Origin of the sequence: Buttiauxella warmboldiae, from assembly GCF_003818135.1 — a bacterium.
Classification (GTDB): Bacteria; Pseudomonadota; Gammaproteobacteria; order Enterobacterales; family Enterobacteriaceae; genus Buttiauxella; species Buttiauxella warmboldiae.
Genome location: NZ_RPOH01000012.1, coordinates 1 through 15,221 on the forward strand (window position 1 = coordinate 1; position 15,221 = coordinate 15,221).

At 53.4% G+C, this 15,221-nt stretch carries 17 protein-coding genes; 8 read left to right on the top strand and 9 right to left on the bottom strand.

Annotated features, from left to right (window positions below):
- Nucleotides 1-236: 236 nt before the first annotated feature.
- From rnt to eptA, 5 genes are all read right to left on the bottom strand, one after another.
- Complete coding sequence (gene rnt, locus EHN07_RS04130) at nt 237-890, bottom strand: ribonuclease T (RefSeq protein WP_124022932.1); 654 nt, start codon at nt 888-890, stop codon at nt 237-239.
- 94 nt (nt 891-984) lie between these two features.
- Nucleotides 985-1,392, bottom strand: a complete 408-nt coding sequence (gene gloA, locus EHN07_RS04135) for a lactoylglutathione lyase (protein WP_124022933.1) — start codon at nt 1,390-1,392, stop codon at nt 985-987.
- Nucleotides 1,393-1,510: 118 nt separating this feature from the next.
- Nucleotides 1,511-2,608, bottom strand: coding sequence for an alkene reductase (nemA, locus tag EHN07_RS04140; protein WP_124022934.1), 1,098 nt, complete (start codon nt 2,606-2,608; stop codon nt 1,511-1,513).
- A gap of 54 nt (nt 2,609-2,662) precedes the next feature.
- Nucleotides 2,663-3,262, bottom strand: a complete 600-nt coding sequence (locus EHN07_RS04145) for a TetR/AcrR family transcriptional regulator (protein WP_124022935.1) — start codon at nt 3,260-3,262, stop codon at nt 2,663-2,665.
- Between the two features lie 72 nt (nt 3,263-3,334).
- Nucleotides 3,335-4,963 (bottom strand): phosphoethanolamine transferase EptA, encoded by a 1,629-nt coding sequence (gene eptA / locus EHN07_RS04150; RefSeq protein WP_124022948.1) that lies wholly within the window; start codon nt 4,961-4,963, stop codon nt 3,335-3,337.
- Nucleotides 4,964-5,107: 144 nt separating this feature from the next.
- Here eptA and EHN07_RS04155 point away from each other — a divergent pair, with 144 nt between their 5' ends.
- From EHN07_RS04155 to sodC, 3 genes are all read left to right on the top strand, one after another.
- Nucleotides 5,108-5,347 (top strand): DUF1289 domain-containing protein, encoded by a 240-nt coding sequence (locus EHN07_RS04155; protein WP_124022936.1) that lies wholly within the window; start codon nt 5,108-5,110, stop codon nt 5,345-5,347.
- 56 nt (nt 5,348-5,403) lie between these two features.
- On the top strand, nt 5,404-6,300 hold the full coding sequence (locus EHN07_RS04160) for an aldo/keto reductase (RefSeq protein ID WP_124022937.1): 897 nt from the start codon (nt 5,404-5,406) through the stop codon (nt 6,298-6,300).
- A gap of 79 nt (nt 6,301-6,379) precedes the next feature.
- Nucleotides 6,380-6,901 (top strand): superoxide dismutase [Cu-Zn] SodC, encoded by a 522-nt coding sequence (sodC, locus tag EHN07_RS04165; protein WP_124022938.1) that lies wholly within the window; start codon nt 6,380-6,382, stop codon nt 6,899-6,901.
- A 2-nt stretch (nt 6,902-6,903) separates the two neighbouring features.
- Here sodC and EHN07_RS04170 read toward each other — a convergent pair whose 3' ends face one another.
- From EHN07_RS04170 to EHN07_RS04180, 3 genes are read right to left on the bottom strand one after another with little or no spacing between them, the layout of a single operon-like run.
- A complete protein-coding gene (locus tag EHN07_RS04170; RefSeq protein WP_124022939.1) occupies nt 6,904-8,925 on the bottom strand; it encodes an FUSC family protein in 2,022 nt (673 codons plus the stop codon).
- Between the two features lie 8 nt (nt 8,926-8,933).
- Nucleotides 8,934-9,788: an efflux RND transporter periplasmic adaptor subunit gene (locus EHN07_RS04175; protein WP_124022940.1), complete on the bottom strand. Its 855-nt coding sequence runs from the start codon at nt 9,786-9,788 to the stop codon at nt 8,934-8,936.
- Nucleotides 9,785-10,027, bottom strand: a complete 243-nt coding sequence (locus tag EHN07_RS04180) for a DUF1656 domain-containing protein (protein ID WP_124022941.1) — start codon at nt 10,025-10,027, stop codon at nt 9,785-9,787. Before EHN07_RS04180 ends, EHN07_RS04175 begins: the two co-directional genes overlap by 4 nt.
- Before the next feature lie 175 nt (nt 10,028-10,202).
- On the opposite strand from EHN07_RS04180, the gene slyA reads away from it, so the two are divergent.
- Entirely contained in the window at nt 10,203-10,643 is a 441-nt protein-coding gene (gene slyA / locus EHN07_RS04185; RefSeq protein WP_124022942.1) for a transcriptional regulator SlyA, read from the top strand.
- A 96-nt stretch (nt 10,644-10,739) separates the two neighbouring features.
- Here slyA and slyB read toward each other — a convergent pair whose 3' ends face one another.
- Complete coding sequence (gene slyB, locus EHN07_RS04190; protein WP_124022943.1) at nt 10,740-11,207, bottom strand: outer membrane lipoprotein SlyB; 468 nt, start codon at nt 11,205-11,207, stop codon at nt 10,740-10,742.
- Between the two features lie 282 nt (nt 11,208-11,489).
- Between slyB and anmK the strand changes: the two genes are divergently transcribed.
- From anmK to tyrS, 4 genes are all read left to right on the top strand, one after another.
- Nucleotides 11,490-12,614: an anhydro-N-acetylmuramic acid kinase gene (gene anmK, locus EHN07_RS04195; protein ID WP_124022944.1), complete on the top strand. Its 1,125-nt coding sequence runs from the start codon at nt 11,490-11,492 to the stop codon at nt 12,612-12,614.
- Nucleotides 12,615-12,705: 91 nt separating this feature from the next.
- On the top strand, nt 12,706-13,029 hold the full coding sequence (mliC, locus tag EHN07_RS04200; protein ID WP_124022945.1) for a C-type lysozyme inhibitor: 324 nt from the start codon (nt 12,706-12,708) through the stop codon (nt 13,027-13,029).
- Between the two features lie 58 nt (nt 13,030-13,087).
- Nucleotides 13,088-13,744, top strand: a complete 657-nt coding sequence (gene pdxH / locus EHN07_RS04205) for a pyridoxamine 5'-phosphate oxidase (RefSeq protein WP_124022946.1) — start codon at nt 13,088-13,090, stop codon at nt 13,742-13,744.
- Nucleotides 13,745-13,886: 142 nt separating this feature from the next.
- Complete coding sequence (gene tyrS, locus EHN07_RS04210) at nt 13,887-15,161, top strand: tyrosine--tRNA ligase (RefSeq protein WP_124022947.1); 1,275 nt, start codon at nt 13,887-13,889, stop codon at nt 15,159-15,161.
- Nucleotides 15,162-15,221: the final 60 nt, after the last annotated feature.

Genomic DNA, 15,221 nt, shown 5'->3' on the forward strand with positions numbered 1-15,221 from the left:
GGGCGATAGCGGCAGCGCTCGGCATAGTTGTGACGTTAATGACTATGCGCCAATAGCCTGCGCCAGCGATTGCTGACAAAGAAGGAAAAAGCGTGGTTTTTCCTTCTTTGTGGTTATCAGCCGAAAATAAATAAATTGATTTTCCTTGTCTTTTATTGATGGCCTATGTTCGTTTGGCGAAACACGTGGGTTTGTCATCCGTCTGAAGCGACCTGTTACGGTCGCTTTTTTTATCCTCAGGCTTCGGGCTCGGCCGGTAGCGGAAGCGGCCAGCCGCCTAATCGTTTCCAGCGATTAACAATCTCGCAGAACAGCAGGGCGGTCTGCTCGGTGTCATACAGCGCCGAGTGCGCCTGGCTGCTGTCAAACGGCTGACCGGCCGCGATACAGGCTTTCGCCAGCACGGTCTGGCCTAACGCCAGCCCGCTCAGTGCCGCAGTATCAAAGGTGACAAACGGGTGGAACGGGTTGCGTTTTAATGAGGTACGTTCTGCCGCGGCCATCATAAAGCTGTGGTCGAATGTGGCGTTATGGGCCACCATAATCGCGCGGTTACAGCCGCTGTCTTTGATGCCTTTGCGCACCATTTTAAAAATAGCATGCAGCGCATCATATTCACTCACTGCGCCACGCAACGGGTTATGCGGGTCGATACCGTTAAAAGCCAGCGCTTCAGGCTGAAGAATGGCCCCTTCAAACGGCTCAACATGGAAATGCAGCGTTTCATCAGGCGCCAGCCAGCCATCTTGATCCATCTTTAAAGTGATGGCTGCCACTTCCAGTAAAGCATCGGTTTTAGCGTTAAAGCCGGCGGTTTCTACATCAATGACTACCGGATAAAAACCACGAAAACGGTCGCACAGGCTATGCAGTTGCGTGTTGTCAGACATCAGGATCTCTTAATACGGGGAAAAAGCAGCGCGCATTATGGCAAATTTTATGGAGGGAAGCTAACGGGCGCCAGTTGCGCCCGTCAACCGGGGATTAGTTACCCAGGCCTTTGCCTGCGTCTTTGCTTTCGATCAGCTCAATTTTGTAGCCGTCTGGATCTTCAACAAAAGCAATAACGGTAGAACCACCTTTTACCGGACCGGCCTCACGAGTGACGTTGCCGCCGCTGTTGCGAATACGCTCGCAGGCTGCGGCTGCATCATCAACGCTCAGCGCGATGTGCCCATAAGCATTGCCCAGTTCGTAGCTCTCGGTGCCCCAGTTATAGGTCAGTTCGATAACCGCTTCTTCGGTCTCCGGGCCGTAGCCCACAAACGCCAGAGAGTATTTGTATTCAGGGTTTTCGCTGGTACGCAGTAGCGTCATGCCCAGTACGTTGGTGTAAAATTCGATCGAGCGCTGCAGGTTACCGACACGCAGCATGGTATGAAGTAAGCGCATAAAATCCTCTTAGAATTAAAGGGTTAATTTCTAAATTTGAGGTAAGTATATACCCAAAATAATCTGAGTTGAATAAAGGGGATAGCGGCCAATGCGCGTCGCTATCCTTTGGCCGTGTTTATAAAGTCGGGTAATCGGTATAACCTTCCGCGCCGCCGCCGTAGAAGGTTTCAGGGCGTTGGGCGTTGAGTTCTGCATTGCGCTGCAGGCGCTCAACCAAATCCGGGTTGGCAATGTAATCACGGCCAAACGCCACCGCGTCAATCAAACCTTTCGCGATCAGCGCTTCAGCTTTCTCTGGGGTATAAGCACCGGCACCGATAATCACGCCGCTAAAGCGCTCACGCACTTTCTGACGGAATGCTTCGCTGTAAGGCTTGCCGCCCGCCCAGTCTGGCTCAGACATGTGCAGATAGGCGATGCCGCGTTTATTCAGCTCTTCAATCAGATACAGCGCATCGGCTTCTTCATCCGGGCCGTTGTCCACATTCTGGAATGAACCGACCGGTGAGACACGGATCCCAATGCGATCGGCGCTCCATTCTTTGCTGACGGCATCAACCACTTCCAGCACCAGACGCGCACGGTTTTCACGGCTGCCGCCGTACTCATCGGTGCGATGGTTAGAGGACGCAGAGAGGAACTGGTGCAATAAATAGCCGTGCGCAGAGTGCAGCTCGACCATATCAAAGCCGGCAGCACGCGCGTTTGCTACTGCCTGACGAAAATCGTTAACGATGCCCGGAATTTCGTTAAGTTCCAGAGCGCGTGGCATTGAGGTATCGACGCGAATGGCATGGCCATGCTCATCACGCAGCGAAGTCCGCGTGCCGGCAGAGAGTGCCGATGGTGCAACAGGCGCCTGCCGATCGGGTTGAAGGCTGGTATGCGAGATACGGCCGGTGTGCCACAGCTGTACCGCGATGCGCCCATCGGCTGCGTGAACGCCAGCCGTAATTTTCTGCCATGCCGCAATTTGCTCATCGCTATGCAGGCCCGGTGCGCCTTCATAACCTTTCGCCTGCGCGGAAATTTGCGTGGCTTCACTGATAATCAGCCCGGAGCTTACGCGTTGGCGGTAATACTCACCCATCAGTGGCGTTGGAATATCGCCGGGTACGATGCTGCGCAGGCGGGTTAACGGTGCCATAAAAATACGGTTTGGTGTAGTAATGGCGCCGACTTTCAGCGGGGTGAATAATTTATCTGCTGACATTGGTAATCCTCAAAATAGACCGGTCGTCTAGTGTTCGGTTAAATAAAAAGCCTGTCAGGAGACAGGTTTCGCTAACAGTTGGGCGACGTGGGCGAGGGCACATTCAAGCGGTACCGCGCTACGTGAAATCTTCGCCTGAAGCGTGGCGCCAAGCCACAGGCTATAGATCACCTGAGCCTGGCTTAGTGCCAAATCGTTTAATTTCAGGCTGTGCTCGGCATGACCCTGTTCCAGCGCCTCCGCAAGCTGAGCGACAATCTGCGCGGCACCTTTATTCAGCGCCGTGCGCATATCTTCTGAAAGGTCGCAGACTTCAGCCGACAGCTTGACCGTCAAACAGCCGATTAGACTACCGCGCTGGCTGAACCCGTTAACCGTCTCCTGATACCACGCGAGTAATTTTTCACGGTAATTCCCGCAGCCCTGCGAAAAATGCTGCTCTAAACGCAGGTTGTAAGCGGCGTAATAACGCTCCAGCATCGCCACGCCAAACGCTTCTTTAGAGCGAAAGTAGTGATAGAAAGAGCCTTTCGGCACTTCGGCGGTGCTTAACAGTTCGCTTAATCCCATGCCGATAAAACCGCGTTGCAGGCAAAGCTGCTCGCCGGTCGCCAGAAGATGTTCACGAGTGTCATGGTCAGGGTGTCTGTTCATGGGAATGACTGTAATAGACCAGTCGGTCTAAAGCAAGGGCCGGAGGGCAGAATTTTGCCAACCCTCCGAAGGTTACGCTTGACGACAGGCCGCCAGAATATCCATATCTTTCTGATATACAGATGTTTTTATATTCATCATCCCCAGCAGCGTAGAGAAGATATTGTCCTGGGAAACGGGCTCGCTGGCGGCCTTGTTCGCCACACAATGGCCATTTAACGCAAAATTTTGCTGGTAATCTTGCGACAGCCAGAACAGGAAGGGAATATGGGTTTGCTGGGCTGGGGCCAGCATATATGGCGTGCCGTGCAGATAAATGCCGTTTTCACCCAGCGATTCACCGTGGTCGGAAAGATAGACCAGCGCGGTATTGAATTTGTCGCCGTGCGCGCCCAACGCATCAATGGTACGGCTGACGATATCATCGGTATACAGGATCGTGTTGTCGTAGGTATTGATAAGCGACTGGCGATCGCAATCCTGAATCTGGTTGCTGTCGCAGGTTGGGGTAAATTTGCGGAATTTATCCGGATAGCGCCGATAATAAGCCGGGCCGTGGCTCCCCATCAGATGCAAGACTATGACGGAATCCTGCTGCAGGCCATCAAGCACGTTGCTAAAACGGTGCAGAAGTACGTCATCCCAGCAGGATTGATCTTTGCATAATGCGTCTATATTCCACTGCGTCATATCGGTATGAGGAATGCGATCGCAGGCCCCTTTACAGCCCCCGTCGTTATCACGCCATAACAGGTTAACTCCGGCATGAGCCAGGACATCCATCAGGCCTTCCTGGTGGTGGGCAAGTGACGCGTCATAATTTTTGCGTGCCATGCTGGAGAACATGCAGGGAACCGAAATAGCGGTTTCGGTACCGCAGGATGAGGCATTAGGGAAATAGATAACCCCCTGTTTTTTCAGCTCAGGGTTGGTTTCACGAGCATAGCCATTCAAAGAGTAATTTTCCGCGCGTGAGGCTTCGCCCACCACAAAAACCACCACCGTTTTCTTGTGCTGCTGGAGTATCAGGGGGCCTTTTCGCGCATCTTCACCTATTTTTACCAGCGTCTGGTCACCGGCAAACCAGCGCGTCTGGCTATAACGGCTAATCGCACTGATGTAGTTAGCAGGCGTTACCATCCTGGTCAGGTTTTTGTTGTTACGGAACAGCGAGGCGTAATCTTTATAGAATACCGATGCAACCAGAATAATGATCAACAGACCTGTCAGTACGCTCACCAGGCGGGCCAGCAGCGTGTGCCACCAGCGTGAAGGCTTAATTTTTATTGCCGCGAGAATAACTGCCGGGACAATACCGGTGAAGAGAAGCCAGGCCAATAGCTGAGGGGTCATCAGCGCAACCGCTTCCTGAGCGTCGGTTTCAAAGACGTTGATCATCATCTCTTTATCAATGACCGCACCGTAGGTCACCATGAAATAGTTGCTCGCCGCGCAGCCCATCACCAGTATGATCAGCACAGGCTTACGCAGCCACGGCAGGTTAATCAGGCTGAAAATGGTCAACCAGGCGCTGAACAGCACCAGCGGTATGGAAAGGGCGAAAATCCAGCTGTGGAAGGAGTCTGGTGTAATAATTTTCCAGGCATGCTGGATAAACAGGAAATTAATTAAGGTGAAGAAGCATGCGCAGCAAAGATTAAACTTGTTGTCGTTACACTGTAACTTTTTCAGGGTTATCATAGCGCTCATAAATAAGTCTGGAGAATGCGCACAGGCTAACCAATCAAGATTAGGTAAACCTTAATTTCAATAAATTCGCCGCGCGCTTGCAACCTGTCCGATGTCGGGCTTCAATTGAAGTAAGGTTACAAAAGAGGAAGCCGGGTGGCTGAACAGCTAGAGTTTTTCCCGATTCAAAGCCCATGTCGTGGGATCTGCCAGTCAGATGAGCGCGGCTTTTGCCGTGGCTGCATGCGCAGCCGCGATGAGCGCTTTCAGTGGCTGCAGTTTAGCGATGGACAAAAACAGGAGGTGCTGCGGCTATGCCGCCAGCGATTACTGCGTAAATTGCGCGCCAGCAGGTCTGCGTCCCCCGCAGAACCCGAACAACCTTCACTTTTTTAATTCACTGATGCCGTTATACTCAGGCGCAGAATTTATTGAATACTGAGGATGACTTAATGGTACAGCGCATTACGATTTCCCCGCAGGGCCCGGAGTTTTCACGTCTGGTGATGGGGTATTGGCGTTTGATGGAGTGGAATATGTCCGCGCCTCAGCTAGCCAGCTTTATCGAAGAGCATGTCGAAATGGGCATTACCACCGCCGATCACGCCGATATTTACGGCGGTTACCAGTGTGAAGCGGCGTTTGGCGATGCCATGCGCCTTGTACCGCATCTGCGTCAGAAAATGGAAATTGTCACCAAGTGCGGCATTGCGACGACAGCCAACCCGGAGCACGCTCTGGGCCACTACATTACCGATAAATCGCACATTATCGGCCAGGCTGAAGCCTCGCTGCAGAAGCTGGCGACCGATTACCTCGATCTGCTGTTAATTCACCGCCCCGATCCTTTGATGGATGCGGATGAAGTCGCAGAAGCTTTCATTTCGCTGCACCAGAGCGGCAAAGTGCGTCACTTTGGCGTCTCGAACTTTACCCCAGCGCAGTTCGCTCTGCTGCAATCACGCCTGCCGTTTACGCTTGCCACAAATCAGGTGGAGATCTCGCCGCTGCATCAGCCAGCGATTCTTGACGGCACGCTGGACCAATGTCAGCAGTTGCGCATTCATCCAATGGCATGGTCATGTCTGGGCGGCGGTAGCCTGTTTAATGATGAGGCGTTCCAGCCGCTGCGCGACGAGCTACATAAAGTCGCGGCGGAAATGGGGGCGGAGACGATTGAGCAGGTGGTTTACGCCTGGGTCATGCGTTTGCCGTCTAAGCCGTTGCCCATTATCGGCTCCGGTAAAATTGAACGCGTGCGCTCCGCCATTCACGCGCTTAGCCTTGATATGAGCCGTCAACAATGGTTCCGCATTCGTAAAGCGGCGCTGGGTTTTGATGTGCCATAAGCTATAAACGGTTATCTGCCGGAGGAATCTGCCTGTCTGGCCTATGCTTAACAGGTTGAAAGTGAATCCGGGAGGTAACATGAAGCATTTTAGTCTGGCTTTTCTGGCATTATTCAGCTGTGCGGCCGTTCAGGCTGCCAGCACCGAAGTGCAGATGAATTTCGTCACGCCAAAAGGCATCGATCGCTCATCCGGCACCGTGAAAATCACCGAAACCGATAAAGGGCTGCTCTTTGCGCCCGACCTGCAAACCCTTCCCCCTGGCGAGCACGGTTTCCATGTGCATGCGAAAGGAAGCTGTGCTCCTGCGTTGAAAGAGGGCAAGCCGTCGGCGGCTGAAGCGGCTGGCGGGCATCTTGATCCTGATAATACTGGCCAGCATCGGGGGCCGATGGGTGTCGGGCACCTTGGGGATTTACCCGTGCTGGTGGTTGATAATGACGGCCGCGCGACCGAGTCTGTTACAGCACCGCGCCTGAAAACCCTTGAGCAAGTCAAAGGTAAAGCGCTGATGGTGCATGTCGGTGGCGATAATATGTCCGATAAGCCTGAGCCGCTTGGCGGTGGTGGCGCACGTTACCTCTGCGGCGTGATCCAATAAAATCAGTGGCCGCCTGCCAGCGTTCCGGCAGGCGCCGCCTGTTCCAGCTGTGAAAGCGAGCAATAGAGCCGCCAGATAATTCCTGCCAGTTCGCGCGCTGCGTGGCTGTGATGGCGCGCAAGCGTATCTGCCAGCTGCTGTAATGTCTGCAGCGAGGCGGCTAATGAACGCTGCTGAACGCCACCTTCACTCATCACATCCTTCAGAGTCTCGATACCGACATCACGCACCCGAGAGAGCGGATCAGAGCGCGTTTCCCACGCGCGTAATTGCCAGACCACATGTGAGCAGTTGAGCAACACCACGCCCCAGCGCAGCAGCCAGCGCCGTGCCTCATCATCTTTACTGTTGCTCAACTGGCTGATGTGGTGATAGATCAGGGACTCAAACTGGTTTTCGGAATGCTGCGGCTTGCGGCTAAGTTGGTCGACGAAACCGCGACGCAATGCGCGAATGTGGCGGCGACTTTTGCGCGTATCGGAACCGGGGCGCAGCACTGAAAATGCCATCCAGGAAAGCCCAACGCCAATCATTTTCGCCAGATTATCATTGAGAAAATCAGCAAAGTCATAAACCGGTGGATTGGTGACGGCAATAAAAGAACCCATGAAAACAATCATCTGCCCCCATAACCCGGCAAGTTTCGGCTGTTGCAGCTTAAGCAGTTGCATCGTCGTGAGCAGGGGAAACAGGAATATCAGGAATTGCCAGAGGTCGGTAATCTGCACCATCAGACCAAATTTCACCAGCAGGCTGAACAGCGACAGCCATAGCAGGGTGCGCATCAGAAGGGTTAACGAGTTGAGCGGGGAAGGGGCTGACGAGTAGAGCACACAACCGATTGCCGCCAGCGACATTGCGCCACTTCCGGCGTCCCACTGGGTGCTGATACACCAGGCTCCGGTCACGACGATGACGCAAAACGTACGCACCGCACTCCATAGCGCCTCGGTGCTATCGGTATGACGGGCTAAAGGCGTAGTTTTGGGGGGCGTGAGTTCGGTTACCGGAGTGGCATTTTCCAGCTCGCGCAGCCAGCGTCGGCTGTTAAGATACAGCCAGCAGAAATAGCGCAGGCGCAGCCAGAATGCCTGATGACGAAAATCATCGCCGGGCCCCGGGGCAATCTGCTGTAACAGGCGGGCAACGCTGTATTTATCGCAGTCTTCCCGCGCCAGCTCCTGAATTAACCTCTCAAGCAGCGGCGATAAATTTTGCGGAGGGTTTGGCCAGTTCATCAACATACGGCGCAGGCCTGAAATCACACTGGTCAGGCGCAGCTGCTGGTGAAGGAGATAGTTGAGCAGATTATTCTGGCGCCGGAAGCGGTAGTGGCTCCAGAACGCCTGAATGCGTAACAGGTTCAGGGTGAGGATCTGCCCAATAACCCCTTCATGGGCGGTGCGAATGGCATCGGTAGTTTCGGGTTTCCACAGCATTAATGCATGCTCTAACAGCCGCGCCTGCATAGCGCGCAGTGCGGTAAGCAGGGTAGTGCCGTCAGAGGTGCTGGGCAGCACCATCATCATCAATCCGCCACACAAAATCCCGACGATAACCTCACATACGCGTGCCTGGGCGATCTCCCACAGTTGGGTCGTGTCGACAGTGTTAACCATCGGGAAGGCGATGATCGCCGCGGTGTAACCCGCCAGCATAAAGGCATAAGCCACATTGTTCTGAAAATGGCTGGCGCTCCAGGTGCAGAGCGCCAGCCAGGCAGCCATGGCAAAGATAAACAACCATGGATCGTTGAGCGTATTTCCCGCAACGATCAGCGAGGCCATAGCGCCAATCAGGCTACCGGCTATGCGCCCCAGGCTTTTACTGACCACGCCGCCAGCCGTCGGAAAACTGACTACCGCCGCAGAGGTCATCGCCCAGTAAGGCTCGTCTAAATCCAGCCAATAAGCGAGGGTTAATGCAAGACACATCGCAATGGCGTTACGCAGGGCATAGCGCCATTGCCCGGCGCTGGCTTTTATCCAGGGGCTATGTTGCCATTTCAGTGCCGAAAGTTTCATCAGGCGATTCAGTGGCTAATGGAAACGGTGCAGGTGGTGCCGGCAACCAGCGCAATCCCTTCCGGGATAGCGTCTAACTTAATCCGCACCGGTACGCGCTGGGCAAGACGCACCCAGGGTACATTGGGCTTAACATCCGCGACCAGGTCACCGCCGTTTTCAACGCTTTGGTCATAGATGGCGCGGCCAATACTTTGCACCGTACCGTTCAGCGGAATATGGCCGCTGTACAGCACAATTTTCGCCCCATTGCCCAGCTGAATATGGCGCAGTTTGGTTTCTTCGAAATAACCCACCACGTAAAAGGAGTTGCTATCCACCAGCGCAAAAACCGGCTGGCCTGAGGTGGCGTAATTGCCCGCGCGCGTGGAAAGATTGGTGACCCAACCATCAACCGGCGCGGTAACGGCCGTTTGCGAAACCTGCCATTTTGCCTGCTCAAGCGTGGCTTCGGCAGCTTTCAGCGCGGCCTGCGCCGCTAAAACATGGGTATTTGCGATGTCCAAATCTTCAGCAGAAATATAGTTATGGGGCAAATTCCGCCGCCGCTTCGCTTCGTGACTGGCTTTGGTCAGCTCGGACTGAGCCTGAGCCAGCTGCGCCTGGGCATTAAGCTGTGCGATGTGATAGGGGGTGGCATCAATAGTAAACAGCACCGTTCCCGCGTTGACGAACTGATTATCCTCAATATTGAGCTGCGTTATCGTCCCCGACACCTGCGGCGTAATGCTGACCTGCTCGGCCCGGACTTTGCCGTCTCGTGTCCACGGGGATTGCATGTAATAATTCCATAACAGCCAGCCAACCACGATGGCGACGGCGAAAATCAGCAGCGTGGAGAAATATTTTATTGTTTTCATCATGCCTGCCACACCATCAGAATCACCAGTCCTGCACTGACGGATAGCGAAAAGAGCGACAAATCCATTAATGTCGGATGCCAGATCTCGCCGGAATAGATCCAGTCACGCAGCAGGTGATGCAACATCAGCCAGATAAAAAAGCCGACGATGACCGCTTTAAAAAGGGGTGGGAAATAGAGCGAAGCGCCAACCACCAGGTCCTGGAGAGGAAGGCCCGATGTCAGAAAACGGGAATTCACGTCAGATAATCCTTTAAATTTTCGGGGGTGACTGCCGTTTCCCCTGACTTAGATGTAAACTAAAAGTATAGCTGGTTGCATAACATCAGCAAAAATAAGGATTTTGTTTTTTCAATTAAAGCCTGCACAATAGTTTAAAATCACTAAAATAAGTTAGCAAGCTAATTATAAGGAGATGAAATTGGAATCGCCATTAGGATCGGATCTGGCACGGTTGGTGCGCATTTGGCGTGCTCTGATTGACCATCGCCTGAAACCTCTGGAACTGACGCAAACGCACTGGGTTACGCTGCATAATATTCACCAGTTGCCCCCCGAGCAGTCCCAGATTCAACTGGCTAAAGCGATTGGCATCGAGCAGCCCTCGCTGGTCAGAACGCTTGATCAGCTTGAAGAAAAAGGGCTTATTTCTCGTCAAACCTGTGCCAGCGACCGCCGGGCGAAACGCATCAAACTCACCGAACGTGCGGAGCCGATCATCAATGAGATGGAGACGGTTATCAGGAAAACGCGCGCGGAGATTTTGTCGGGCATTAACGCTGATGAACAGCTGCTGCTGCTCAATCTGATTAGCCGCCTGGAAAAAAATATCGTGGATTTGCAGAGCAAAGAATAATCTGTCTTTCACCAGCCTCATCCTGAGGTGAGGGGAAAACATGGCTGACGCAGCAGTCAAGCGGGGTGGCTGGTTAACCAGTCACCCCGCTGATGATTAGTTTGGCGATACGGTAATCTGGCTGCCGTTGCTGGCAAGTCTTACGCGCTGGCCAACGGTAAATTTGGTGCTGCCCTGCTTTTGTACCACCAGAATGGTGTTGCCGTCGTCTTTACGAATCTCCAGCTCCACGCCCTGGGTTTTATTCATCGCCCCCTGCACGCTCTGACCCGCCACGCCACCTGCTACGGCACCCGCAGCGGTAGCCAGCGAACGACCTGTGCCGCCGCCTACGGTGTTCCCCAGGAAGCCGCCCAGTACTGCGCCGCCAATTGCGCCCAACACATTTGAGTCATCACCAGCCTGGATCTGAACCGGACGCGAAGAAACTAACGTACCGTAGGTGACGCTTTGCACTTGTTTGGCGTCAGAGGCGCTATAAACGTCACCTGAGAGCGTACTCGTGCTGCTGCAGCCAGCCAAAGTTAACCCAACTAACGATACTGCCAGTATACGTGAAATCATTTTTGACTCTCCTGAACATCTGAAACGCCCAACGGGGCATCCTTCATGGCTAAATTATATGGTATTTAAGTGCTGAATTTAAAATTAGTTCAGACGCGCTATAGGCATAATACTAAAAAACCGCCCCTTAACCCTGCATAAACCATTAGTAAATTGAATATAGCCGCGCCATAAATAGCGCTATATAACTCGTTGTTGTTAAAAATTATTAAGTATTCAACGTTTTGAATGTTAGTTTATGGCTGCATTTATCCCAATTTGGCGAGTCTACAGGAGTAACAGATGAAATCAGGGCGTTATATCGGTGTGATGTCTGGCACCAGTCTGGACGGTATTGATGTCGTTCTGGCAGTGATTGATGAACATCTGGTGGCGCAGCAGGCAAGCTATAGCCATCCCATCCCTTTAGCGCTTAAAAATGCGATTCTGGCTATCTGCCAGGGGCAGCAGTTAACGCTTTCTCAGCTTGGGCAGCTTGATCACCGTTTAGGCAAATTGTTCGCTGAGGCGGTTCAGACCTTAATGACCCGCCAGGGCCTCAGCTATACGGATATCACCGCGATTGGCTGCCACGGCCAGACAGTCTGGCATGAGCCGCAGGGCGAAGCACCGCATACTCTGCAAATTGGCGATAACAATCAGATTGTCGCTCGCACTGGCGTCACGGTAGTGGGGGATTTCCGCCGGCGCGATATGGCTCTGGGTGGGCAAGGCGCACCGCTGGTACCGGCCTTCCACCATGCTTTACTGGCGCATCCGACGGAACATCGCATGGTGCTGAATATCGGCGGGATTGCCAATCTTTCGCTCCTCAGTCCGGACCAGCCGGTACGCGGGTTTGATACCGGCCCTGGCAATATGCTGATTGATGCCTGGATCTGGCGTCAGTGCGGTAAAGCTTATGATAAAGATGCCGAATGGGCGAGCAGCGGCCAGACGATCGTTCCGCTGTTGCAGCAAATGCTGAGCGATCCTTATTTTGCGCTGCCAGCGCCAAAAAGCACCGGGCGTGAATATTTCAATTATGGCTGGCTTGAACGCCAGCTGGCCGCCTATCCCGGCCTTGCCGCGCAAGACGTTCAGGCCACGCTTACCGAACTGACGGCGGTGACTATCGCCGAACAAGTATTGTTGAACGGCGGTTGTGAACGCCTGATGGTATGCGGCGGCGGCAGCCGTAACCCATTACTGATGGCGCGCTTAGGCGGGTTGTTGCCGGGCATTGAGGTTACCACCACGGACGAAGCGGGGATCAGCGGCGACGATATGGAAGCGCTGGCCTTCGCCTGGCTTGCGTATCGCACCCTGTCAGGCTTGCCGGGTAATCTGCCTTCGGTAACCGGAGCGTCAACGGCAAGCGTGATAGGGGCCATTTTCCCTGCCAATCCGCTGCATAATCAGAGTTAACTGAAATTAAATTAAGCACTAAATCTCTAAGCTGAAGCTGATGGGGGAGCGCCATGCTCCTCCTCTATAAGAAGAACTTCAGGATATGCAGATGAAAAAACCACTCCTTGTCCTCATTCCCTTGATGCTTAGCGGATGTAGCTATTACCACACTTTCGTTGAGCGCATGCAGACGGATACGCTGCAATATCAGTGTGATGAGAAACCGCTTACCGTTGAACTCAACAATAATAACCAGAAGGTTAATTTCGTGTATGACAACGAATACCTCTCCCTGACGCAAGGTTTATCCGCATCGGGTACGCGTTACAGCGATGGGGTGTATGTGTTCTGGTCGAAAGGCGATACCGCGACCGTGTACCGCAAAGACACGGTGGTGCTGAATAATTGCCAGCTGCAAAACCCCAAACGTTGAGATTTCTGAAGGTGGAGCGCACAATAGCCTCCACCTGATGATAGCCTGACGTAACGCCATGTCTGATAACGACTCTTTGCAACAAATTGCTCATCTGCGCCGCGAATACACGAAAGGTGGATTGCGCCGCAGCGATCTTACCGAACACCCTCTGCCGCTGTTTGAACGCTGGTTAGCTCAGGCCTGTGAGGCAAAGCTTGCCGACCCCACCGCGATGGTGGTGGCCACCGTTGATGAATACGGCCAGCCATATCAACGCATCGTGCTGCTGAAACATTTTGATGAACGCGGATTAGTGTTCTACACCAACCTCGGCTCGCGCAAAGCGCATCATCTGGAAAACAATCCCCGCGTAAGCCTGCATTTCCCCTGGCATATGCTTGACCGCCAGGTGATGGTACAAGGCTCGGCCGAGCGTTTATCAACCCTTGAAGTCATGAAGTATTTCCACAGCCGCCCGCGTGACAGCCAGATTGGCGCCTGGGTTTCTAAGCAATCCAGCCGTATTTCCGCGCGCGGCATTCTGGAGAGCAAATTCCTCGAGCTGAAGCAGAAATTCCAGCAGGGCGAAGTGCCATTGCCCAGTTTCTGGGGCGGCTATCGCGTAACAATCGATCAAATGGAATTCTGGCAGGGCGGTGAACATCGTCTGCACGATCGTTTTTTATACCAGCGTGACGGCGGCGGCTGGAAAATAGACCGCCTGGCCCCATAACAGTTGGAATTTGTTGCGTTAAGCGCTGGCACTCCTGCTGCCAGCGCTTTATTCTATGTCCCCTAAGAAATTAACTCCTTTCGCCAGCGGGCGAAAAACCGTGTACCGGTAAAGGTGCAGTCGTATAGAGATGGAGAATTTGATGGCGAGCATCAATTTGATAAAACAATTGCAAGAGCGGGGCTTAGTCGCCCAGGTAACGGATGAAGAAGCGTTAGCACAGCGTCTGGCGCAAGGGCCAATTGCGCTGTATTGCGGCTTTGATCCTACCGCTGACAGCTTGCATTTGGGCCATCTGGTTCCACTGCTGTGCCTGAAACGCTTCCAGCAAGCGGGTCATAAACCGGTTGCGCTGGTTGGGGGAGCCACAGGCCTGATTGGCGATCCAAGTTTTAAAGCCTCGGAGCGCAAGCTCAATACCGAAGAGACCGTGCAAGAGTGGGTGGAAAAAATTCGCCGCCAGGTTGCGCCGTTCCTTGATTTCGACTGCGGCGACAATTCCGCGATTGCGGCAAACAACTACGACTGGTTTGGCGGGATGAACGTTCTGACCTTCCTGCGTGATATTGGCAAGCACTTCTCCGTTAACCAGATGATTAACAAAGAAGCGGTGAAGCAGCGCCTGAACCGTGACGACGTAGGGATCTCCTTTACCGAGTTTTCCTACAACCTGCTGCAGGGCTATGATTTTGCCTGCCTGAACAAACTGCACGGCGTGGTGCTGCAAATTGGCGGTTCCGATCAGTGGGGTAACATCACCTCCGGTATCGATTTGACCCGTCGTCTGCATCAGCAGCAGGCGTTTGGTCTGACGGTTCCGCTGATCACCAAATCTGACGGCACTAAATTCGGCAAAACCGAAGGCGGCGCGGTGTGGCTCGATCCGAAGAAAACCAGCCCGTACAAGTTCTACCAGTTCTGGATTAACACCGCCGACTCCGACGTTTATCGCTTCCTGAAGTTCTTCACCTTTATGAGCCTGGAAGAGATCGACGCGCTGGAAGAAGAAGATAAAAACAGCGGCACCGCTCCGCGTGCGCAATATGTGCTGGCAGAGCAGGTAACCCGTCTGGTTCACGGCGAAGAAGGCCTGGATGCGGCGAAACGTATTACCCGTAGCCTGTTTAACGGTAACCTGAGCGATTTGACCGAAGCCGACCTTGAGCAACTGGCTCAGGACGGCGTGCCGATGGTTGAAATGGAACGCGGCGCCGATTTACAGCAGGCGCTGGTGGATTCCGAACTGCAGCCGTCCCGTGGCCAGGCGCGTAAAACTATCGCACAGAATGCGATTACCATTAACGGCGAGAAGCAATCCGACCCGGAATACACCTTTGCCGATAGCGATATTCTGTTCAATCGCTACACCCTGCTGCGCCGGGGTAAGAAAAATTACTGCCTCGTTTGCTGGAAGTAATTAAGAAAGACCAGAAGGGCGTGGGAAACCACGCCCTTCTGGTTGCTGACAAAGAAGGAA